At 72.6% G+C, this 21,739-nt stretch carries 22 protein-coding genes and 2 tRNA genes; 13 read left to right on the top strand and 11 right to left on the bottom strand.

The window, feature by feature from the left end:
- Positions 1-52: 52 nt before the first annotated feature.
- Positions 53-1,765 carry an alkaline phosphatase D family protein gene (locus VNL12_RS06730; RefSeq protein WP_325592812.1) on the bottom strand — a complete coding sequence of 571 codons (1,713 nt, stop codon included), beginning with the start codon at positions 1,763-1,765 and terminating at the stop codon, positions 53-55.
- Positions 1,766-1,959: 194 nt separating this feature from the next.
- Here VNL12_RS06730 and VNL12_RS06735 point away from each other — a divergent pair, with 194 nt between their 5' ends.
- Together VNL12_RS06735 and VNL12_RS06740 are read left to right on the top strand one after the other, a co-directional pair.
- Positions 1,960-2,772, top strand: a complete 813-nt coding sequence (locus tag VNL12_RS06735; RefSeq protein WP_325592814.1) for a DUF1295 domain-containing protein — start codon at positions 1,960-1,962, stop codon at positions 2,770-2,772.
- Between the two features lie 110 nt (positions 2,773-2,882).
- Positions 2,883-3,695, top strand: coding sequence for an HAD hydrolase family protein (locus VNL12_RS06740; protein WP_325592816.1), 813 nt, complete (start codon positions 2,883-2,885; stop codon positions 3,693-3,695).
- Between the two features lie 117 nt (positions 3,696-3,812).
- On the opposite strand, the gene VNL12_RS06745 is transcribed toward VNL12_RS06740, so the two are convergent.
- From VNL12_RS06745 to VNL12_RS06765, 5 genes are all read right to left on the bottom strand, one after another.
- Positions 3,813-5,354, bottom strand: coding sequence for a serine/threonine-protein kinase (locus tag VNL12_RS06745; protein WP_325592818.1), 1,542 nt, complete (start codon positions 5,352-5,354; stop codon positions 3,813-3,815).
- A 158-nt stretch (positions 5,355-5,512) separates the two neighbouring features.
- The gene (locus tag VNL12_RS06750) at positions 5,513-6,076 is read right to left on the bottom strand and encodes a DoxX family membrane protein (RefSeq protein ID WP_325592820.1); all 564 of its coding nucleotides are present in this window, start codon (positions 6,074-6,076) and stop codon (positions 5,513-5,515) included.
- A 96-nt stretch (positions 6,077-6,172) separates the two neighbouring features.
- Positions 6,173-6,649: a bacterioferritin gene (gene bfr, locus VNL12_RS06755; RefSeq protein WP_325592822.1), complete on the bottom strand. Its 477-nt coding sequence runs from the start codon at positions 6,647-6,649 to the stop codon at positions 6,173-6,175.
- Positions 6,650-6,796: 147 nt separating this feature from the next.
- Entirely contained in the window at positions 6,797-6,994 is a 198-nt protein-coding gene (locus VNL12_RS06760) for a (2Fe-2S)-binding protein (protein ID WP_325592824.1), read from the bottom strand.
- A 68-nt stretch (positions 6,995-7,062) separates the two neighbouring features.
- Positions 7,063-7,725: a methyltransferase domain-containing protein gene (locus VNL12_RS06765; RefSeq protein WP_325592826.1), complete on the bottom strand. Its 663-nt coding sequence runs from the start codon at positions 7,723-7,725 to the stop codon at positions 7,063-7,065.
- Positions 7,726-7,944: 219 nt separating this feature from the next.
- Between VNL12_RS06765 and VNL12_RS06770 the strand changes: the two genes are divergently transcribed.
- The 5 genes from VNL12_RS06770 to VNL12_RS06785 all read left to right on the top strand — a co-directional run bounded on the left by VNL12_RS06770 (position 7,945) and on the right by VNL12_RS06785 (position 11,057).
- The gene (locus VNL12_RS06770; protein ID WP_325592828.1) at positions 7,945-9,039 is read left to right on the top strand and encodes an S-(hydroxymethyl)mycothiol dehydrogenase; all 1,095 of its coding nucleotides are present in this window, start codon (positions 7,945-7,947) and stop codon (positions 9,037-9,039) included.
- Positions 9,039-9,680 carry an MBL fold metallo-hydrolase gene (locus tag VNL12_RS06775; protein ID WP_325592830.1) on the top strand — a complete coding sequence of 214 codons (642 nt, stop codon included), beginning with the start codon at positions 9,039-9,041 and terminating at the stop codon, positions 9,678-9,680. Before VNL12_RS06770 ends, VNL12_RS06775 begins: the two co-directional genes overlap by 1 nt.
- A 92-nt stretch (positions 9,681-9,772) precedes the next feature.
- Entirely contained in the window at positions 9,773-10,219 is a 447-nt protein-coding gene (locus VNL12_RS06780) for a hypothetical protein (RefSeq protein ID WP_325592832.1), read from the top strand.
- Positions 10,220-10,301: 82 nt separating this feature from the next.
- Complete coding sequence (locus tag VNL12_RS21195; protein WP_414654855.1) at positions 10,302-10,574, top strand: hypothetical protein; 273 nt, start codon at positions 10,302-10,304, stop codon at positions 10,572-10,574.
- Positions 10,575-10,604: 30 nt separating this feature from the next.
- Positions 10,605-11,057 (top strand): hypothetical protein, encoded by a 453-nt coding sequence (locus tag VNL12_RS06785; RefSeq protein WP_325592834.1) that lies wholly within the window; start codon positions 10,605-10,607, stop codon positions 11,055-11,057.
- Between the two features lie 33 nt (positions 11,058-11,090).
- Here VNL12_RS06785 and VNL12_RS06790 read toward each other — a convergent pair whose 3' ends face one another.
- The 3 genes from VNL12_RS06790 to VNL12_RS06800 are packed head-to-tail and all read right to left on the bottom strand — an operon-like array spanning position 11,091 to position 13,876.
- On the bottom strand, positions 11,091-12,281 hold the full coding sequence (locus tag VNL12_RS06790; protein WP_325592836.1) for a cytochrome P450: 1,191 nt from the start codon (positions 12,279-12,281) through the stop codon (positions 11,091-11,093).
- Between the two features lie 23 nt (positions 12,282-12,304).
- Positions 12,305-13,099 (bottom strand): hypothetical protein, encoded by a 795-nt coding sequence (locus tag VNL12_RS06795; protein ID WP_325592838.1) that lies wholly within the window; start codon positions 13,097-13,099, stop codon positions 12,305-12,307.
- A 9-nt stretch (positions 13,100-13,108) separates the two neighbouring features.
- Entirely contained in the window at positions 13,109-13,876 is a 768-nt protein-coding gene (locus VNL12_RS06800) for an SDR family oxidoreductase (RefSeq protein ID WP_325592840.1), read from the bottom strand.
- Positions 13,877-13,977: 101 nt separating this feature from the next.
- On the opposite strand from VNL12_RS06800, the gene VNL12_RS06805 reads away from it, so the two are divergent.
- The 4 genes from VNL12_RS06805 (at position 13,978) to rpoD (ending at position 19,721) form a co-directional block, all read left to right on the top strand.
- Entirely contained in the window at positions 13,978-15,312 is a 1,335-nt protein-coding gene (locus VNL12_RS06805) for a glycine--tRNA ligase (RefSeq protein ID WP_325592842.1), read from the top strand.
- 194 nt (positions 15,313-15,506) lie between these two features.
- Complete coding sequence (locus tag VNL12_RS06810) at positions 15,507-16,667, top strand: TerC family protein (protein ID WP_325592844.1); 1,161 nt, start codon at positions 15,507-15,509, stop codon at positions 16,665-16,667.
- Between the two features lie 142 nt (positions 16,668-16,809).
- On the top strand, positions 16,810-18,573 hold the full coding sequence (gene dnaG / locus VNL12_RS06815) for a DNA primase (RefSeq protein WP_325592846.1): 1,764 nt from the start codon (positions 16,810-16,812) through the stop codon (positions 18,571-18,573).
- Complete coding sequence (rpoD, locus tag VNL12_RS06820) at positions 18,570-19,721, top strand: RNA polymerase sigma factor RpoD (RefSeq protein WP_325592848.1); 1,152 nt, start codon at positions 18,570-18,572, stop codon at positions 19,719-19,721. Before dnaG ends, rpoD begins: the two co-directional genes overlap by 4 nt.
- 43 nt (positions 19,722-19,764) lie before the next feature.
- Here the strand turns inward: rpoD and VNL12_RS06825 are convergent, their stop codons facing one another.
- Positions 19,765-20,001: a hypothetical protein gene (locus tag VNL12_RS06825; protein WP_325592850.1), complete on the bottom strand. Its 237-nt coding sequence runs from the start codon at positions 19,999-20,001 to the stop codon at positions 19,765-19,767.
- Positions 20,002-20,087: 86 nt separating this feature from the next.
- Here VNL12_RS06825 and VNL12_RS06830 point away from each other — a divergent pair.
- Positions 20,088-20,163, top strand: a tRNA-Asn gene (locus tag VNL12_RS06830).
- A gap of 143 nt (positions 20,164-20,306) precedes the next feature.
- Here the strand turns inward: VNL12_RS06830 and VNL12_RS06835 are convergent.
- A complete protein-coding gene (locus tag VNL12_RS06835; RefSeq protein WP_325592852.1) occupies positions 20,307-21,548 on the bottom strand; it encodes a cation:proton antiporter in 1,242 nt (413 codons plus the stop codon).
- Positions 21,549-21,665: 117 nt separating this feature from the next.
- Between VNL12_RS06835 and VNL12_RS06840 the strand changes: the two genes are divergently transcribed.
- Positions 21,666-21,738 (top strand) — tRNA-Ile (locus VNL12_RS06840).
- Position 21,739 lies beyond the last annotated feature (1 nt).

Genomic DNA, 21,739 nt, shown 5'->3' on the forward strand with positions numbered 1-21,739 from the left:
CGTTCTCGCTACCAGTCCGGGTGGGCGACGGCACCGGTCTGGACGTGGGCCCCTACCTGTGGTTCGAGCGCCCGGCGCGGATGCCGACCCGGGCGGCCCGCAGGATCGGTCGCAGGGCGACCAGGACCCCGGCGGCCGCTGCGGCGCGCACGAGCTTCCCGGCCGCCGTACGCTTCGAGCTCGGCAGCCGCCCGCCTGCCGGGGGCCCGAGGGGGGCGGGGCCCTCGACCGCGACCGGCTCCTCGTCGGCGTCCTCCTCGGCCGCGGCATCGTCGGCCTCCTGCCAGCGGGCACCGGCCTCGGGCCCGATCCGCCAGGCCGTCATCCGCTCGGCGCGGGCATCGGTGTCATAGGGGTCGACCTTCCACATCTCGCCGCGCACCCGCTCCGGCGTGACGTCGACCACGATGAAGCCGTGCTCGTCGAGGTCGACCCAGCACACGTGGTCCATGTCCGCCGCGATCCGCTCGGCCAGACCGGTGGCCGCGGGCCCGAGGTTGCCGCCCATGGTGGTGGAGGAGACGCTGCTGCCGGTCAGCTCGCCGGCGACGGGCTCGCCGTTCGCACCGAAGGGGCCGTCGAAGACCCACGACGAGTGGACGTCGGCCGACAGCAGGACCGCGCCACCTCCGCGAGCCCCCAGCACCTCGGCCAGACGCCGCTGCTCGGCGGCGTAGCCGTCCCACTGGTCGGTGCAGATGCCGACGCCGTCCATGACCGTGTAGCCCTCGGGGAGCACGGGATCGAGGTTCACCCCGTCGGGCATGGGCAGCCGCATCTCCGACACGGGGATCTGGCTGGTGACGAGGGTCCAGGGCCGGGTCCGGTCAGCCACGCGCTCGGTCGCCCACGCCCACTGCTCGGGGCTGAGGATCCTACGGTCGGGGGATTCGATGTCGCCGTCGCCGTCGGCGCTGTCGAGGGCCTCGTCGCGGCCACCGAGGCGGGCGTCGAGCACGACGACCTCGGCCAGGTCGCCGAGCTCGAGGGACCGCCACAGCAGCCCCTCGTCGGCGGGGTCGCGCAGGCGCGCCGGGAGCCACTCCTGGCGGGCGGTGGTGGCGGCCTCCAGGCGGGCCCGCCAGGGACCGTGCTCCTCGGGGTCATGGGCCTTGGCCCCCCCGTCCCAGGTGTTGTCGGCCACGTCGTGGTCGTCCCAGATCGTCACGAACGGGTAGCGGAGGTGGAGCTGCTGGAGGTCCGTGTCGGCCCGGGCCTGGCGGTAGCGGCGGCGGTAGTCGTCCGTTGTGACCAGGTCGTGCGGGGGGTCGACGGGGATGTCGCCGGCATCACCGGCGTCCTCGTAGATGTAGTCGCCCATGTGCAGCACCAGGTCGAGGTCCTCGATGCCGGCGAGGGCCCGGTAGACGGCCAGGGGGGCGCGGGCCAGGTTGGCGCAGGCGACGACCCCGAGGCGGGCGCGGGCCGTGGGGCCCGTGGGCAGGGTGCGGGTGCGGGCCACGAGCGACCGGGCCCCGTCGGCCTCGAAGGCGAAGTGGTAGCTCGTGGCCGGTTCGAGACCGTCGACGTCGACCACGACGGTGTGGTCGCGGTCGGCTCGCACGTCGGCGTCGCCGGACGCGACGACGTCATCGAGGGCGCCGTCGAGAGCCACGATCCAGTGCACCCGGTCGCTGCGCTCGGTGCGCGCCCACAGCAGCACGGAGCCGGCGGTGGGGTCGAAGCTGGCGACAGCGTGGGGGAAGGCCTCGACGTCGCCGGGGGACGAGGCGTCGGATGTGTCGGAGGAGGTGTCGGGGGCCACTGTCGCAGTGTGCCACCGACGATGGTGCGCCACGACCGCCGGGCGACCTCGACACGGTCTCGTGCGTCCGACCGCGCCCGGGTGTGTAGGGCGACTCGTTCGGGGGAGCGTTGCACTGCCCCCAGCGCTGGCGACGCGACCCGCACCGAACGCGACACCGTCGTCCTCTGCCCCATGCGACACGGAGCCTGCCCATGCCCAGCACCGTGGTGATCACCGCCGCCGCCGGGGTGACGGTGCTGATGCTCGCCACCTGGCTCATCAGCGTCATCCGCCGCGACGCCAGCGTCGTCGACGTGGTGTGGGGCCTCGGCTTCGTGGTGGTGGCGGCGGCGTCGCTCGCGATGGGCGACGGGCTGCTCGGCCGTCGGGTGCTGCTCATGGTGTTGGTCGGGGTCTGGGGCCTGCGCCTGGCGGGCTACCTGGCCTGGCGGAACCTCGGCCACGGCGAAGACCGGCGGTACCAGAAGATGCGCAGCCGCTACGGGCCCTGGTTCTGGCTGATCAGCCTGGCGACGGTGTTCGCACTGCAGGGGGCGCTGATGCTGGTCGTGTCGGTGCCGGTGCAGCTCTCCGCCGCCGCGGAGGGGGACGACTCGCTCGGGCCCCTGGCCGTGCTCGGGGCGCTGGTGTGGCTCGTCGGCGTCACCTTCGAGGCCGGCGGCGATCTGCAGCTGGCCCGCTTCAAGGCTGACCCTGACAACGAGGGCCAGGTGATGGACGAGGGGTTCTGGCGCTACACCCGCCATCCGAACTACTTCGGCGACTTCCTCGTCTGGTGGGGCATCTACCTCGTAGCGGCCGAGACGACGCTCGGGCGGTGGGGTGTGATCGGGCCCGTCGTGATGTCGGTGTTCCTGCTCAAGGTGTCGGGGGTCGCCATGCTCGAGCGCGACATCGGTCGCCGCCGGCCCAAGTATGCGGACTACATCGAACGCACCAGCGCCTTCTTCCCCCTGCCGCCCAAGGCGCCGGCCGACGGCGGCAAGCAGCCCTCCGACCGCTGAAGGCGCGCCGGGCCGGGCCCCGCCGGGGTCGAGGCGTCCGGGCCGGGTGTCCCGGGCTCGGGCGGGGCTCGCATTGGCATGGAGGCGGTGCGGGCCGACACCATCGCCGGGTGCTCCCCTTGGTCTTCATCGATGTCGACGGCACCCTCGTCGGCTCCTCCGGCGCCCCGACCGAGGTGGTGTGGGCGTCGGCCCAGCGCGCCGTGGGCCGGGGTCAGCACCTGGCCCTCGCCACGGCCCGGCCCGCCTTCGGCCTCACGTGGGACTGGGCGCGGCGCCTCGATCCCGACGGGTGGCACCTGTTCCAGTCGGGCACGAGCCTGGTCCACACCGGCACCGATGCGGTGCACCACACGCCGCTCCCGGCCGGGGCGATCGTCGCCCTGATCGCCACCGCGCTCGAGCGCGACTGGGTGCTCGAGCTCTACGCGGATCGTGATCTCGTCGTCGACAGCGACGCGCCCCTCGCCGTGGCCCACGCCGCGCTGCTCGGCATCGAGCACCGTCGACGTCGACTCGATGGCCTGGCGGGAGAGGTCGTGCGAGCCCAGCTGGTCGTGCCGGTCGTTGCGGCTGCTGCCGCCCGCGGTGCTGCGCCCCCGGGGACCGTCGGGCACTCCGCCACCTCCCCGGCCATGGCCGGTGCCGCTTTCGTGTCGATCACCGCCGCCGGCACCACCAAGGCCTCGGGGGTCGCTCGCCTCGCCGCCCTCGCCGGCGTCGATCTGGCCGAGGTGGCCATGGTCGGTGACGGCAACAACGACGCCCTGGCCCTCGCCGCGGTGGGCCACGGCATCGCCATGGCCAACGCCGAGCCCGAGGCCCGGGCGGCGGCACGCCACCGCGTCGGTGACGTGGCCGACGACGGCCTGGCCGAGGCGCTCGCCCTGTCCGCGACCCTCGGGCCGGTGGAGGGGGCCTGACCCGCCGCCAGCCCACTGGTGCACCTGCAGCGCCGCCGGCGCCGACGCGGGATGGCGGGTGCGGGGCGCCGGTGAGCGCTGCGGGCTCTGCGGGCTACGCCGTCAGGGAGCCCGTGCCTACGGGTTGCTCGTTGCGCTCGCAGGGAAGCCGGCGGGGGCCTGCTCCTCGTCCTGGGTCGGGGTGGTGGGGACGGGCGCCGGATCCCCGTCGGGGACGCTCTCGTCCGGCCCTCTGGGAGCTTCGGTTCCGTCGTCGGGGTCCGAGGGCCTCGGCCTCTCGTCGGGGTCCGAGGGATCCGGCCCGTCGCCGGCGGCGGGGCCACCGGGACCTTCGGGCGCGGTGGATGGGGGTGGCGGACGGTCGGGCGCGGTGGCGGGGGGTGCGGAGCTGGGAAGTGGCTGGGTCATCACGGTGGTGGCCGGCGGATCTTCGTCGCTGTCGTCGTCGCCGACCATGACGGCACCGAAGACCAGGCCGACCAGGAGGAAGAGCAGGATCACCCCACCAACGGCGGTCACCGCCCACAGCAGCGGGATGAACGACGAGCGGGCGTCGGTCGGAGGGGGCGCGACGGGCGGGGAGGGGCCGAGGGTCGGATCCGCGTGGACTCCGGGCACGACCGGCACCGCTATCGGGGGGTCTTCGACCGGGCCGGGACCCGGCCCCCGAGCAACGGCGCTCATCGCGGCGGGGAGGACCACCGCAGCCGCGGGCGGGACGGGATCGGCGGCCGGAGCCGGCCCCCCGGGCAGGGGGTTCGCAGGGGCGGGCGCCGTCGCCCGAGGGTCGGCGCCGACCGGGACCGTCCCGACGGGTGACCCACCGGCGAGCCGGTCGCGGCCCTCGATGGCGGCGAGCATGTCGATCGCCCGGGAGAACCGGTGCGCCGGGTCCAGCGAGAGGCCTCGATCGATGGCGCCGGCGAGGCCGGGGCTGATGTCGGGACGCACCCGCGCGAGCGGTGGCACAGCGACGTGTTGCACCGCGTGGGCCACCTCGATGGGGTCGTTTCCCTCGAACGGACGCCGGCCGGTGAGGGCCTCGCGCAGCACCACCGCCGCCGCCCACAGGTCCGTCGCCGGGGTCGCCGGGCGCCCGTCGAGCTGCTCGGGAGCGAGGTAGGCGGGCGTGCCCACGGCCACGCCCACGAGGGTCAGGTTGGCCGACGACGCCAGGTCCTTGGCCACGCCGAAGTCACCGACCTTCCAGCGTCCGCCGGCGGAGCGGATCAGGTTCCCGGGCTTGATGTCACGGTGGATCAGGTCCTGCTCGTGGGCGGCGGCGAGACCCGAGAGCATGTCGGTCGCGACCCGCACGACCTCGTCGGTGCCCATCGGCCCCTCGGCCAGGCGCCGGTCGAGTGACGGCCCCGGGAGCCGCTCCATCACGATGAACAGCGACCCGCCGTCGTCGTCGATGTCGTACACGTTGACCACGTTGGGATGGTCGAGGGCGGCGGCGATGCGCGCCTCGACCTCGAAGCGTTGCCGGAAGGAGGACTCTTCGGAGAGCTGGGCGAGGAGGAGCTTGACCGCGACATCGCGCTGGAGGCGGCGATCCCAGCCCAGCCACACCTCGCCCATGCCTCCGAGGCCGACCTGCTCGCGCAGCTCGTACCGTTCCAGCAGGACGCGAGGATCTGAGCCGGACGCGGCCACGGGGCGAACCTACCGGCCCGGCCCCACGTGACCCAGGACCAGGCCCACTAAGGGGTGGCCCCCCCGATCGCGTGGCCTGGGGCTCAGGCCTCGTCGGGTTGATCCACGGCGGTGGCGTGGCGCGACCTGGTCGCCCTGCCGCCGGTTCGCGCCAGACCTCAGGAGCCGGGTCGGGCAGCGGCCACCGAGGCCGCCACCTTGGCTCCGGCCCGGCGGCCCTCGGCCTTGGCGATGCGCCGGGCGGCGCGGGTCTCGCGCCGCGCCGTGTCAGTGGCCTGCCCGGCTCTCCGAGCGAGTCCGGGGCGGCCCTCGGTGTCGACCGCGGCCAGGGCGAGGCCCCCGAGGAGGCCCATGTTCTTCATGAAGTGGATCTGCTGGGCGGCTCGCTCGGCCTCGTCGTCGATCTCCCAGAAGCGGTGGGCCGCGAAGGTCGTCGGGACGAGGGTGGCCGCCAGGGCGACCGAGGACAGACGGGGCAGCTTGCCCAGGGCGAGCAGCAGGCCGGCGCCGAGCATGACGCCGCCGTTGACCTGGGTGAGCAGCTCGGGGTCCTGCGGAACGTCGATGTTGTCGCCCACGCGGTCCTTCACGGCACCGCTCACGGCATCGGTCACGGGTTGGGCCACCTCGGCCCGGGGTCCCGAGTTCCGGAGGGAGTCGATGCCGCCGGAGACGAACATCGAGGCGAGCAGAGGGCGGGCGAGGAGGCGCACGGGGGTCATGGCCGCCTCCCTACCCATGTCGCGCCGCCGCACCCACCTCGATGGGCGCCCCCCACCTCGGCGTGGGCACCGCCATCGGGCGCGAGCGGGGTCCGGTCAGTCGTCAGCGTGGATCTGCTGGGCCAGGTAGCGCTGGAGGCCCGTGGTCTCGATGAGGCTCAGCTGGGCCTCGATCCAGTCGACGTGCTCCTCCTCGCCCACGAGGTGGGTCTCGAACAGGGCGCGGGTGGCGTTGTCGCCCCTTTCGACGCACAGGGCGATGCCCCGGTTGTAGCGCTCGACCGCGGCCTGCTCGACGGCGAGGTCGGCGGCGAGCTGTTCGGGCACCGTCTCACCGACGCGCACCGGGTTGAGCCGCTGCATGTTGGGGACGCCGTCGAGGAACAAGATCCGCTCGATGACGCGATCGGCGTCCTTCATCTCGTCGATGGACTCCTCGCGGGCGTGGCCGGCGAGGCGCTCCAGGCCCCAGTTGTCGAGCATGCGGTAGTGGACCCAGTACTGGTTCACGGCGGTGAGCTCGGCGGTGAGCACCTCGTTCAGGATCTCGATGACGGCGGGGTCACCCTGCATGGCGTTCCTCTCGATGGTCCGGGGCGACGCGCCCGACGGGTCGGTCGAGCTCCATCATGGCCTGCGCCGCGGGGCCGGGCCGCCTGGTCGAGGCGTCCCGGACCCGAACGGTCGACCGGCCATCGGATCGCCACGCCGCGGCGATCGTCAGGCGACGGCGACGGCGCGGCGCAGGGGAAGCGCGGCGGGCGTCTCGTCGAGGATCTCCTCGATGACGGGTCGGCAGCCGCCGCAGACACCACCGGCCCCGCACGCCCCGACGATGTCGCGAACCGTCGCCGCGCCGCAGAGGGCGGCGGCCTCGATCTGGCGACGGTTCACCGCTCGACAGTGGCACACGATCACAACTCCGATGATCGCCCGTCCTCCGGCCCGGTGTCAAGCACCCCTTACGGTGCGCCGGCGGGATCGGGTCACCCCTCCGGGGAGTGCACGCTGACCTGGTACCCGCCCCCGGCCGACCAGGGCTCGCGGTCCCAGGTCGACCACCGGTGGCGCAGGCTGAGGCCGGCAACCGCCGCGTCGGCGTCGAGCTGACCGGTGTCGTATCCGCCGCGGCGCACCTGGAACCCGGCCACGAGCAGGCCCTCGGGTCTCAGCGTGGCCGCCAGAGCGGCGACGGTGGCCGCCTCGGTGCCCGGGTCGAGGAAGATCAACACGTTGCCGGCGAGCACGGCGAGGTCGATCGACCCCGGTGCCACGTGGTCGCCGAGCGCCACGAGGTCCGCCTCCACCCACCGCAGGTCGGGCGCCTTGGCCCGGGCCGAGGCCAGCAGGTCGGCGTCGCGGTCGACGCCGATGGTCACGTGCCCCCGGCGCGCCAGCTCGATGGCCACCCGCCCGGTGCCGCAGCCGGCGTCGAGCACGCTGGCCGACGCCCCGTCGCCCAGGTCCGGGGTGAGCAGGTACGACACCAGGTCGACCTCGCCGTGCACCGATCGCCCCTCGGCCTCCAGCGCCCGCCACCGGTCGTCGTAGGTCGACGCCTTGGCTGCTCCCTCGAGCTCGGTCCACCGGGCCCGGGGCGGATCAGGGCGCGCGTCCTCGGGCCGGCTCACGACCAGGACCGTAGCCATCGCGGCGAACCTCCTGCGGCGCCCGTCGCCGACCAGTCCCGGCCCCGGGCGCGATCTGGTGACTCAACCGCCGGTTCGCGCCACACCTCGACCGACCGACCGACCGAGGTGCCCCACCCTAAGACGGTGCCAACGGGCCCTAAGACGGTGCCAACGGGCCACCCCGGGCCTCGGTACGGTGGCGACCCGGAGACGAGGACAGCGAAGGGACACAGACGGATGGCGCACGAGGTGCGAGCGGTGGTGGCCACGGCCCCGGGCGACCCGGTGCGGGTCGAGACGATCGAGGTGCCCGACCCCGGTCCCGGCGAGGCTCTCGTCGCCGTGGCCGCCTGCGGCGTCTGTCACACCGACCTGCACTACCGCGAAGGGGGCATCAACGACGACTTCCCCTTCCTGCTCGGCCACGAGGCGGCGGGCACCGTCGAGGCGGTCGGTGACGATGTCACCGATCTCGCCGCCGGTGACTTCGTCGTCCTCAACTGGCGAGCGGTGTGCGGCGATTGCCGGGCGTGTCGGAGGGGTCGGCCGCAGTACTGCTTCGCCACCCACAACGCCACCCAGAAGATGACCCTCGACGGCGTGGCCCTCAGCCCGGCGCTGGGCATCGGGGCCTTCGCCGAGAAGACCCTGGTCGCCGCCGGCCAGGCCACCAAGGTCGACGCCCGAGCCCGTCCCGAGGCCGTCGGCCTCCTCGGCTGCGGGGTGATGGCGGGGCTGGGAGCGTCGATCAACACCGGTCAGGTCGGCCTGGGCGACTCGGTCGCCGTCTTCGGCTGCGGTGGCGTCGGCGATGCGGCCATCGCCGGGGCGCGCCTGGCGGGCGCGGCCACGGTGATCGCCGTCGACCTCGACGCCCGCAAGCTCGAGTTCGCCGAGGGCTTCGGCGCCACCCACACGGTGGACGCGTCGCAGGTCGACCCCGTCGAGGCCATCCGCGACCTCACCGGCGGCTTCGGCGCGGATGTGGTCATCGAGGCGGTGGGCCACCCGGCGGTCTTCTACCAGGCGTTCCACGCCCGTGATCTGGCCGGCACCCTCGTCCAGGTGGGCGTGCCCAACCCCGAGATGCGCCTCGATCTCCCGATGATCGACTTCTTCGGGCGGGGCGGGCAGCTCAAGCCGTCGTGGTACGGCGACTGCCTGCCCAGCCGGGACCTCCCGCTCTACACGGACCTGTACCTGCAGGGCCGGCTCGACCTCGACTCCTTCGTCAGCGAGACGATCGCCCTCGACGAGGTCGAGGAGGCGTTCGCCAAGATGGAGGAGGGCGAGGTCCTGCGCTCGGTCGTCCTGATCGGGGAGCGTTCCTGATGGCTGCCCGCCCCGCTCCCCGGGTCGACAAGGTCGTCACCTCCGGCACGTTCTCGATCGACGGCGAGGACTTCGACGTCGACAACAACATCTGGATCGTGGGCAACGACGAGGAGTGCATCGTCGTCGATGCCGCCCACGACCACGAGCCCATCGTCGAGGGTGTCGCCGGCCGGAAGGTCGTGGCCGTGGTGTGCACCCACGGCCACAACGATCACATCAACGCCGCCCCCGACCTCGCCGACGCCGTCAGCGCGCCGATCTGGCTCCACCCCTCCGACGCCATGCTGTGGGACGAGATCCACCCCGACCGTCCCGTCGACGCCCCGCTGACCGACGGCCAGGTTATCGCCGTCGGCGGACGCCGGTTGAAGGTGATCCACACCCCGGGCCACAGCCCCGGCGGGATCACCCTCCACGACGCCGACGCCGCCATGGTCTTCGGCGGTGACACCCTGTTCAACGGCGGCCCCGGGGCGACGGGGCGGTCGTTCTCGAGCTTCGCCACGATCATCGAGTCGATCCGCGACCGGATCCTGCCGTTGTCCGACGAGACGGTGGTGCACACCGGCCACGGCGACGACACCACCATCGGCGACGAGGCCCCGCACCTCGACGAGTGGGTCGCCCGCGGCCACTGAGCATCGCGTCCCCGTCAGTGACCAGCTTTCCGGGCTCAACTGCCTCAACATGTTGGTAGTGTGCGGGCTGGACAAGGTTGAGGGAGCCGCACATGGATGCTGCGGATGCGGTCGGGCAGCTGGCGACCAAGGCGTCGCCGGAAGCGGTGGAGCTGGCTCGCGCCGTTCTGGAACAGGATGTCACTGATCGCCTCTGGGCTGACCAGGTCGGCCCGGCACTGTCTCAGGGTGACGTGGCCCGCCTGCTCGGCGTGAGCGAGCAGGCGGTGTCCCAGAGCCGACAGCTGCTGCGCCTGCGCGACCGCGATCGACGGCCCGTGTACCCCTATGTGCAGTTCGACGGGAAGCGCATCCTGCCTGGCCTCGACCGGGTGCTCGATCTGCTCGGACCGGTCACCACGGCCGTAGGGATCGCCGCGTGGCTGACCGGTTCGCACCCCGGTCTCGTCGACCAGCGACCAGTGGACGGGCTGCGAGCCGGGGACATAGACGCCGTCGTCGCTGCCGCTCAGCGCTTCGCCGACCGCGCTGTCGCCTGAGGTGCCGCTCGATCTGCCCCCGGCACCGGTTCAGCTGGCCCGGCTGCCCCGGCATCGACTGGCGGGCAGTCGGTTGTGGCGGGTGTTCCACAGAGGCCGTGCCCTGCCCTGGTGGTTCGCGAGCGTTCCGGTGGATGAAGCCGGTGGCGGCCGCTTCGATCTTCCCGCTCCTGAGGGTTCCTGCTACCTGGGCACCAGCGTCAGCGCTGCGGTCCTCGAGGCGTTCTTGGACCACAGCCGAGGCGTCCTGCCGGCCAGCGAGCTCGCCACCCGCCAGCTCGCCGTGACGTCCTGTCCGCCGGACGCCCGGCGGCGGCGACGCTCACGGCGGCGAAGGCCCGCGCCACCGGGGTGACCGCAGCACTGTGGGCGACTCAGGACCGGGGTGCTCACGCAGAGCTGGGCGGTGGCGCTGCGCCGTGCCGGGTGGCGGGCGATCTACCACGGCGTCCAGCACGACCCGACCGGAGCCGCACGGGCCGTCACCCTCTTCGACCGCGAGGGCCAACACCTCCCTTACGGCGATCCGGCATGGCGGGGCGAGACCCGCGGCCTCGACGAGCCGGCGGTGGCCACCGCCCTCGACCGGTACGGCTACGTCGTGACCCGCAGCGATCCGGACCTGCCCGTCGTGGCGCTCGACGATCTGACCGGCCGACCCGCGCGTCGTCATCGAGGCGTTGACGTCGCGGCGGCAACGCTCGAAGCGTGTCTCATCGTCCGCCGGGCCTACGGGTCCCACTCCGCAGACGCCACCCTCACCCGCGTCATGCTCGGCGCCGGTCCCATCGACCTCAGGCTGGACCACGAACACCCACACGCCCCGGGGGCCATGTGACCCACAAGAGCGTCAGGAGCGCCCAAAGCTCGCTCAGCGGGGGGTGAAGGCCAGCTCGAGGTGGCGGACGGCGCTCACGAAGATGTTGGGCTCGATGTCGGGCGGTGAGGTGACGCGCAGGTCGGTGATGCGCGCGCTCAGCCGCTCGAAGAGCACCTGCAGCTCGAGGCGGGCCAGGTTGGCCCCGAGGCAGAAGTGGGTGCCCCGGCCGAAGGCCACGTGGGGGTTCGGGTCGCGGCGGATGTCGAAGGTGTCGGGGTCGGTGAACACCGCCTCGTCGCGGTTGGCCGACGGGTAGAGGATGATCACCCGGTCGCCCTCGGCCACGGGCTGGTCGCCGATGTGGTCGTCGCGGGTGGCGGTGCGGAAGAAGTTGTTGAGCGGCGTGACCCAGCGGATGAGCTCCTCGACCGCGCCAGGCACCAGCGAGGGGTCCGCCGCCATGGCCTCCCACTGCTCCGGGTGCTCAGCGAAGACGGCGAGGCCCCGGCTGATGACGGTGCGGGTGGTCTCCGCCCCGCCCGAGATGAACAGGCCGGTCTCGTTGATTAGCATGGGCTCGCTCATGGGGCAGCCCCCGACCCGGCCCTGCACCCAATCGGACACGAGGTCGTCGCCCGGCGCGTGGCGGCGGGCGCCGACGGTCTCCTGCAGCACCGGGGCGTACTCGACGATGGCCGCCATGAAGCCCGCCGCCGCGCCCGGGTCGGTGTCGACCTGGTCGTAGCGCATGAGCCGCTCGGACCAGGTCTTTATGGCGGGCCAGTGGTCCTCGGAGAAGCCCAGGAGGCGGGCGGTGAGGCGGGCCGGGAGGGGCGCGGCCAGCTCACCGACGACCTCCATGCGGCCGCCCGCGACCGCCGGGGCGAGGAGGTCGTCGACGAGGTCGACGAGGTACGGCGTCATGGCGCTCACGGCGCGGGGGGTGAAGCGCCGGTTGACGAGGCGGCGCTGCTCGAGGTGCCCGGGATCGTCCTGGGCGATCATGTTGTCCTCGTCGGGCTCCCAGTGCGACCGGTAGCCGCGGCCCGAGCAGAACACATCGCTGCGGCGTTCGACGTCGAGCACGTCCGCGTGGCGGGTGACGGCCCAGAGCCCGTTGGCCTCGTCGCGGTAGACGGGCTGGTGGGTCCGCATCCACCGCAGCGCGGCGTGCAGGGCGTCGAGGTCGCCGTAGAAGGCGGGGTCGAGCAGGTCGATGGTCGGCGTGGCGGTGGCGGTCATGGGGGAGGGGCCTCGGTGTGGCGCTACCCGCCGGCGGGGACCTCAGGGTCGACCGGGACGGCCTCGCTGATCGGCGGCTCGGTCGTCGGCGCAGTCGTCGTCGGCGCCTCGGTGGTGGTGGGGGCTTCGGTGGTGGTGGGGGCCTCGGTCGTGGTGGGGGCCGCGGTGGTGGTCGGTGCCTCGGTGGTCGTGGGGGCCTCGGTGGTGGTGGGGGCCGCAGTTGTCGTCGGGGCCTCCGAGGCGGGCGCGGTGGTGGGAGCCTCGGTGGTGGACGGGGCAGGATCGTCGTCGTCATCGGCGGAGGAGACCAGGACGACGGCGGCGACGGCGACGATGGCGATGAGCAGGACGATGATGGCGGCGATCAGCGCCCCGCGGCCCTTCCGGGGCGGCTCGTCGTAGGTGGTGGTGGTGGTGGCGACGGCCGGGCCGTGAGCGGGGAGCTGCTGGCCGGTGGGCGCCGGCACCTCGTAGCTGCCGGCGGGCAGCACCTGGGTGGCGTCGTTCGCGGGGCCCGCCGGCGGGTTGCCCATGGGTGGCGTGGAGGGCCCCGCAGCGGCGACGTCGTCGGGGCGCCACGCCTGGGTGGCATCCGCAGCGCCCACCGGATCGCCGGCGCTCGCAGCGGCGTCGTCGGGGCGCCAGGCCTGGGTGGCATCCGCAGCGCCCACGCCTTCGGCATCGCCGGCATCGCCGGCGGGGCCGTCTTCGCCCACGGCCCACGCCCGGGTGGCGTCCTCGGCGGTCGGGTCGGGGCCGGCGGCGGCTGCGTCGTCGGGTCGCCAGGCGGCGGTGGCGTCGTCGTCGTCGTCAGGCATGGGATCCTCTTACTTGCAGGTGGCGATGCCGCCGTCGACGGGGATCACCGTTCCGGTCAGGTACGACGCCGCCCGCGAGGCCAGGAAGATGGCCGTCCCGGCCATGTCGTCGGGGCGGCCGATGCGCTTCATCGGAGCCGACTCGGCGATCTCGTCGCCGGCGGCCCGCAGCGTGGCGGCCATCATCTTCGACTCGAACGGACCGGGCGCGAGGGCGTTCACCGTGACCCTCGGGGCCAGCTGGCGGGCCAGGTGGCGGGTCAGCTGGTGCACGGCGGCCTTGCTGGCCGAGTACGAGTAGGTCTCGAGCATCGGCACCTGGATGCCGTCGATGGAGCCGATGTTGATCACCCGGGCCGGGTCGTCGTCGGCCGAGGCCGCCTGGAGGAGCGGCAGCGCGAACTTGGTCGTGTGGAACACGCCCTTGACGTTGAGGTCGAGGGTGCGGTCCCACGCGGCGTCGTCGAAGTCGGCGAGCGGGGCGCCCCACGTGGCGCCGGCGTTGTTGACCAGGATGTGGAGCCGGTCGGTGGCCGCGCCCACCTCCTCGACGAGACGGCGGCACTCGTCCTCGGTCGAGAGGTCGGCGGGCACGGCGGTGCACTCGCCCACCTTCGAGAGCTCGGCCGCCACCTCCTGGCAGACGTCGGCCTTGCGCGAGGAGATGAACACCCTGGCCCCGGCCTCGACGAAGCCGGTGGCGATCATGAGGCCGATGCCCCGGCTGCCCCCGGTGACGAGGGCGGTCTTGCCTTCGATGCTGAACAGGTCGGACACAGCGGTCGACCGTACCCGACCGCGCGGTCAACCGAATGCGGGCCGGGGCGGCCAACCGAACGCGGGCCGGGCGCATCGGGGCCCGGCGGTACGCTCGCCCCATGGCCACCGACCGCTCGCCGGACGCGGATGCGTCCCTGTTCGACACCATCGTCAACCTCTCCAAGCGGCGGGGCTTCGCCTTCCCCTCGGCCGAGATCTACGGCGGGTTCCGGTCCACCTACGACTACGGGCCGGTCGGCGTGCTCCTCCTGCGCAACGTGAAGGAGGCCTGGTGGCGCGCCATGGTGCAGCGCCGCCACGACGTGGTCGGCCTCGACGCGGCGGTCCTTTCGCCCCCGGCGGTGTGGGAGGCCTCCGGCCACCTCGAGAGCTTCACCGATCCGCTGGTCGACTGCCGGGCCTGTGGTACCCGTCATCGCGCGGACAAGCTCGAGGACCCGGACCGGTGCCCGGCGTGTGGGGCGCGGGACACCTTCACCGAGGCCCGACAGTTCAACCTGATGTTCTCCACCCAGGCCGGACCCGTGGCCGACGCCGGCGCCACCGCCTACCTGCGGCCCGAGACGGCGCAGGGCATGTTCGTCGACTTCACCCAGGTCATGACCACGGCGCGCAAGAAGCCGCCGTTCGGCATCGCCCAGGTGGGCAAGACGTTCCGCAACGAGATCACGCCCGGCAACTTCGTGTTCCGCACCCGCGAGTTCGAGCAGATGGAGATGGAGTTCTTCGTCCCGCCCGCCGAGGCCCAGCGGTGGCACGAGTACTGGTGCGCCGAGCGGCTTCGGTGGTACGTCGACCTCGGCATGCCGGTCGACAAGCTGCGCCTCCGTCCCCACGAGCCCGACGAGCTCAGCCACTACTCGTCGGCCACCAGCGACGTGGAGTTCCTGTTCCCGTGGGGCTGGGACGAGCTCGAGGGCATCGCCAACCGCGGCGACTTCGACCTCTCGGCCCACTCGAAGGCGTCGGGGGAGAAGCTCGACTACTTCGATCAGACCACCGGCGAGCGCTACACGCCGCACGTCGTCGAGCCCGCGGCGGGGGTCACCAGGGCCGCCTTCGCCTTCCTGCTCGCTGCCTACGACACCGAGGAGGTGCGGGGCGAGACCCGCGTCGTGCTGCGCCTCCACCCCCGCCTGGCGCCCTACAAGGTCGCGGTGCTGCCGCTGTCGAAGAAGGTCGAGCTCACCGACCCGGCCCGCCAGGTTTTCGCCTCGCTGTCGGACCGCTTCATGGTCGACTACGACGAGACCCAGGCCATCGGCCGTCGCTACCGGCGCCAGGACGAGCTGGGCACGCCGCTGTGCGTCACCTACGACTTCGAGTCGGTCGACGACGGTGCGGTGACCGTGCGCGATCGCGACACCATGGAGCAGGTCCGGGTGCCCATCGACGAGCTCGTCACCCACGTCACCGACCGCCTGGGTCTCTGACCGCCGCGGGGCGGTGCCGGGACCCGATGCCCCGCCCGGTAGGTTGACGAGGCCCGGGAGGGAGTATCCGCGACAGCCGCAACGTCAGCACGGTGGTCTCGACCACCCGGGGCGGTTGACTCGATCCGTCGAGTGGAGAGACTCCCGGCTGAACAACCCGTCCCCCCGTTGATCAGCCGGAGACCCCACCGCCCATGACCACCCTCCTCCTCGCCGCCAGCGAGGCCAGCCCCGACAGGTTCGTCAACCTCGACATCCACCCGTGGGAGTGGGGCGCGCTCATCGCGTTCGTCACCTTCCTCCTCTTCTTCGACCTGCTGGTGGTGCACCGCAAGCCGCACGTGATCCAGTTCAAGGAAGCGGCGATCGAGAGCGCCATCTGGATCTCGATCGGCGTGGCCTTCACCGGCGTCGTCTACTACCTCGGGCGCACGTCGGGCATCGGGGCCGACGGCCAGACCATCGACGTCGGCACCCAGGCGGCGGGGGAGTACATCTCGGGCTTCCTGCTCGAGAAGAGCCTGTCGATCGACAACGTCTTCGTCTGGGCCGTGATCTTCAACTACTTCGCGGTGCCACCGAAGTACCAGTTCCGCACCCTGTTCTGGGGCATCTTCGGCGCCTTGGTCCTGCGGGCGGTCTTCATCTTCGCCGGCTCGGCGCTCATCGACGCGTTCGCCATCACCCTGGTGGTCTTCGGCTTGATCCTGCTCTACACCGCCCAGAAGATCGCGTTCCACGGTGAGACAGAGGTCGACCCGGAGAAGAGCATGGTGCTGCGGGCCGTGCGCAAGGTCGTGCCCTCCACCGACGAGTACGACGGCCAGAAGATGTTCACCAAGCGCACCGGCAAACGCCTGGCCACCCCGCTGTTCGCGGTGTTGGTGATGATCGAGAGCACCGACGTCGTCTTCGCCATCGACTCGGTCCCGGCCATCTTCGGCGTCGCCAACGAGACCTTCATCGTGTTCGCCTCGAACGCCTTCGCCATCCTCGGCCTGCGGGCCCTGTTCTTCTGCCTCAACGGCATGCAGGACCGGTTCCGCTACCTCAACTACGGCTTGGGCGCCATCCTGGCCTTCGTGGGCGTCAAGATGATCCTCACCTTCACCGGCGATGTGCTCTCGTTCCCGACCGAGGACTTCCACTTCCCGACCGCACTGTCGCTGCTGGTGATCGTGGGGGTCCTGACCGTCACGATCGTCACCTCTTTGCGGGCCGACAAGAACGACCCGACCACGCCCGAGGGCAGCGGCAACGTGCTGCCCGAGGACGCCCCGACCCACGACCCGACCGGGCCCGAGGGAGCCGCCGCCACCGAGACGACGGGCCCGCCCGACGCCAAGGTCGAGTGATCGGGCGCGGGCCGTGGGGGGTCGCTCACGGCGCGGTTCCCACCTTCCGGTCCTGCTGTCGCAGGCCGCTGGTACCGTCCGGCCCATGACCGCCTCAGCCGTTGTCCCCCTCGGGGGGGCGGTCGCGGCACGAGGCCGCTGAGTGGCCATCGTCGACGACGACATCGCAACGGTCCGCGACCGCACCGACATGGTCGCGGTGGCCAGCCAGTTCATGCAGGTCAAGCGCGTCGGGCGGCGCTGGACGGGCCTGTGCCCGTTCCACGGCGAGAAGACCCCGTCGTTCTCCATCAACGCCGACGAGAAGTTGTTCTACTGCTTCGGCTGCCAGGCCAAGGGCGATGTCATCGACCTGGTGAAAGACCTCCAGCACCTCGACTTCGTCGGGGCTGTCGAGTGGCTGGCCGGCCAGTGCGGGGTGACCCTCCGCTACACCGACAAGGGCCAGGGCGAGAGCCGCAAGCGCAAGACGATCCTCACCGAGGCGCTCGTCGCCGCCGTCGATTGGTACCACCAGCGCCTGCTCACGGGCCCCGACGCGGGTGCGGCCCGCGCCTACCTGCGCCAGCGGGGCTTCGACGGTGACACGGTGCGGCGCTACCGCCTGGGCTGGGCGCCCGACGACTGGGACCAGCTGGCCCGCCACCTGCGCCTCGACGACAAGGTGCTGGCCGACACCGGCCTCGGCTTCCTGAACCGGCGGAGGCGTCAGCAGGACTTCTTCCGGGGCCGGGTGCTGTTCCCGATCTTCGACCCGCAGGACAACCCCATCGGCTTCGGCGGACGGATCATGCCCGGGGTCGACGGACCGAAGTACCTGAACACCGGCCAGACCCTGCTCTATGACAAGACCAAGGTGCTCTACGGGCTCAACTGGGCCAAGGACCCGGTGGTGAAGGCGGACGAGGTGATCATCTGCGAGGGCTACACCGACGTCATCGGCTTCGCGGATGCCGGCGTGCCCCGAGCGGTCGCCACCTGTGGCACCTCGCTCACCGAGGAGCACGTCCGGATCCTGAAGCGCTTCGCCCGACGGGTCGTGCTGGCCTTCGACCCCGACGCCGCCGGCGCGGCGGCAGCCGAGCGGGTCTACGCGTGGGAGCGGACCCACGAGCTCGAGGTCGTGGTGGCCGACCTTCCCGCGGGTCACGACCCGGGCGACCTGGCCCGCAGCGACCCCGAGCGCCTCCGGACCGCGGTCGAAGAACCCGCTCCGTTCCTCGGGTTCCGGGTGGCCCAGTCCCTCTCCGAGGGGCGCACCGCCACGCCGGAGGGACGGGCTCGCACCGCGGCCGCCGCCCTCGAGGTCATTGGTGAGCACCCCGATGAGCTCGTCCGCGACCAGTACGTGATGCAGGTGGCAGACCGGTGTCAGATCGACGTCGATCGCCTCCGCGCCTCGCTGCGCACCGGCGCCCGCCCCCGCGTGGCGCCCGCCGCGCCTCGGCGCCGCTCGACGGTCGACACCCCCGAGACGGTGGCCCTGCGGCTCGCCGTCGATGCCGAGCACCGGGCGACGATGCTCCCGCTGCTGCACGAGGTGCTCTTCACCGACGACCTCCACGCGGTGGCGTTCCGGGCCCTGCGCGACGCCGGGGGGGACCTGCACGCCGCCCTCGACGCGGCTGATCCCGGCGCCGCCGACCTGCTCCAGCGACTCGCGGCGGAGGACGAGACCGGCGACCCGGCGGACGTGCGGCGGACCCTGCTGCGCCTCGAGGGCTGGCGGGAGGTGGAGCGGCTCCGGGTCGACCTGCGCGCCGGTGGTGCCCCCGAGGCCCTCAGCCCTCTGCTCAGCTGGCTCCTCGTCCGACTGGAGGCGGTGCGACAAGATGCCCGCCCTGAGCGAGCCGAGGAGGATCAGTTGCTAACTTGGCTCTCGGAGAGGGCCGAGGAGAGGTCATGAACGGAGCCACGGGGGCGAGGCCTCCACCCATCGCTCCTGCGACGGAGCCACCGGCTGCGTCCGCGGCCCTCGTCCCCACGCCGGTCGAGGGGTCCGCTCCCGCCGAGGCGCCTGCGCCCGTCGAGGCCGAGCGGGTCATCGACGATCGCCCCCGGCCCGCAGCCCCGGCCCGCAAGCCGACCGCCCGGTCGATCGCCGCCGATCAGTCGGCGGGTGGGTCCGGCGACTCGGTGCGGATCTACCTGCGCGAGATCGGCCGGGTGCCGTTGCTCACCGGCCCCCAGGAGGTCGACCTGGCCCAGCGCATCGAGGCCGGCGCAGCCGCCGCCGGGCAGCTGGCCGACCTGTCGGCGTCCGACGGGCTCGAGTCCCTCGGCTTCGCCGAGCGGCGACGCCTCGAGCGCAGCTGCCGCGACGGCGAGGAGGCCAAGTCCCAGCTGATCCAGGCGAACCTGCGCCTGGTGGTGTCGGTGGCCAAGCGCTACGTCGGCCGGGGCATGCAGCTGCTCGACCTTATCCAGGAGGGCAACCTCGGACTGATGCGGGCGGTCGAGAAGTTCGACTGGACCAAGGGCTTCAAGTTCTCGACCTACGCGACCTGGTGGATCCGCCAGGCCATCAGCCGGGCCATCGCCGATCAGTCCCGCACCATCCGCATACCGGTGCACATGGTCGAGTCGATCAACAAGGTGCACCGCATCCAGCGCCAGATGCTCCAGGAGCTCGAGCGCGAACCAACCGTCGAGGAGCTGGCGGCCAAGGTCGACATGTCCCCGGCGCGGGTGCGCGAGATCCTCCGCATCGCCCAGGACCCGCTCTCGCTCGACTCGCCGGTCGGCGAGGCCGACGACTCCAACCTGTCGGACTTCATCGAGGACCTCCAGGCCGAGGCCCCGGCGGATGCCGCCGCCCGCACCATGCTCGTCGACGCCGTGGTCGAGGCCATGAGCGAGCTCAACGAGCGCGAGCAGGCGGTCGTGCGCCTGCGCTTCGGGCTCGAGGACGGTCAGTCCCGCACCCTCGAAGAGGTCGGTCGCGAGTTCGGCGTGACGCGCGAGCGCATCCGCCAGATCGAGTCCAAGACCCTCGCCAAGCTGCGCCACCCGCATCGCAGCCAGAAGCTGCGCGACTACCTCGACGCCGAGTGAGCCCGCGTCGTCCTCCGGAGGCGGTCCGGTAGCGGTTCGGGCGTCAGGTCGGATCGGCGGGGGCGGCGCTCACGTCCACGGCGACGGGCCCCGCCGCGACCGGTGCTGCGGCGACGGGCTCCGCTGCGACCGGTGCTGCGGCGCTCGAGGCGGGGCCGGCGGGGACGGTGGTGACAGCAGGGATGGCAGGGGCGGTCGGGGGCCGACGCTCGGGGCGCAGGAACCTGGACGCGGCGGCTCCGACCGCAGCACCGGCGAGCAGGCCCACGACGAATCTCATGGTCTGAGCATCGCGCGTCCGGGCCGCGTCGGTCGCCGATCCGGGTGCGGGCCCGCAAGGGGGCTCTGCTACCGTGACCGTCTCCTTCCGGGGTAGCTCAGCTGGCAGAGCAGCTGACTGTTAATCAGCTTGTCGTGGGTTCGAGCCCCACCCCCGGAGCCAGGTGTGGTCGGTGGTCCGGGCCCCGGCGGGCCGTGAGCCCCGTCGGCGCCCGTCCGCCGTCGACAGGTCCGTGACCGGCGGCCCCAGCCGTCGACCCGGCGGCCCCGGCGGTGTCGGGTGGCTCCCACGCGACCCGGCGGTGATCAGGCTTCGATGCTCTCGCGCACGGCCTGGAGGCGGCGCATCACCGGTGTGGCGGTGACGCCGTGGAGCAGGATCGACACGACGATCACGAAGCCGACGATGGCCCACAGCTCGCGCGGCCGCCCGATGTCGACCTCGACGATGGCGTGGGCCAGGTAGTAGGCGGAGCCGATGCCGCGGATGCCGAAGAAGGCGATGGCCGCCAGCTCCTTCGGGGGAGAGCCGGTCCGCAGCAGCGCGATGGTCGCCGCCGCGGGGCGGACGACGAGCACGATCACCAGCCCGACCACCGCGCCCTGCCACGTGAGCGGGCCGAGCAGGCCGCCGAAGAGGGCGCCACCGAAGAGGACGAGGAGACCCGACATCAACAGGCGCTCGGTCGCGTCGGCGACGTCGTGGAGGTCCTGGTGGTAGTCGTGGCCCCGTTCGTAGTTCCTGATGGTGACCGCGGCCACGAACACGGCCAGGAACCCGTAGCCGTGGGCCAGATCGGCGGTGCCGTAGACGACGAGGGTGATGGCGATGGCGACGAAGCCCTCGGAGGTCTTCGAGAGCTGGCCGGTCGCAGGCCAGCGGAACGCCAGCCAGGCCAGCGCCCGGCCCATGGCGAATCCGATCGCCAGGCCGACGACGAGCTTGATCACCACGTCGTCGAGCACCCATCCCCCGACCCAAGCCCCGAGCGACGCGGCGCCCATGGCGGCGAGGGCGGCGTTGGTGAACGGGAAGGCGAGCGCGTCGTTGAGGCCGGCCTCGGAGGTCAGGGCGAAGCGGACCTCGTCCTCCTCCTCGTCGGAGTCACCGGGCGGTCCGACCTGCACGTCGGCTGCCAGGACGGGATCGGTGGGGGCGAGCACGGCCCCGAGCAGCAGGGCCATGGCCGGGCCCAGGCCGAGGGCCACCCAGCCGAGGAGGGCGACCGAGGCGATGGTCAGCGGCATGGCGATGGCGAGCAGGCGCCACGTCCGGTGCCACGATCGCCAGCCGACGGGTCGGTCGAGGCGGAGGCCGGCGCCGGTGAGCGAGATGATCACCGCCAGCTCGGTGAGACGTTCGGTGGCCTCGGGCTGGTTCACGGGGTCCGGGGCGTCGAAGCCGAAGGGGAGAGCGAAGACGACGGCGCCGAGCAGCACGTAGACGATGGGCATCGACAGCGGTCGACCGGCCAGGGCCTTGGGGATCACCGCAGCGCCGAGGATGGCGAGGCCCCCGAGGAGCAGCTCGACGTCATAGAGGTCCATCGGTGCACCCTGTCCCGTGGCGGTCAGGCCACGCACACCCGGGGTCGGTGCCCGGCTCGGCGGGATCCGGGCGGCGGGTACCGTGGGCCGCCGTCGGTCGCCGCACCGGCGGGTCACGGGCCTGTAGCTCAGTGGTCAGAGCAGGGGACTCATAATCCCTCGGTCGCGGGTTCGATCCCCGCCGGGCCCAC

The organism is Iamia sp., assembly GCF_035575815.1.
GTDB lineage: Bacteria > Actinomycetota > Acidimicrobiia > Acidimicrobiales > Iamiaceae > Iamia.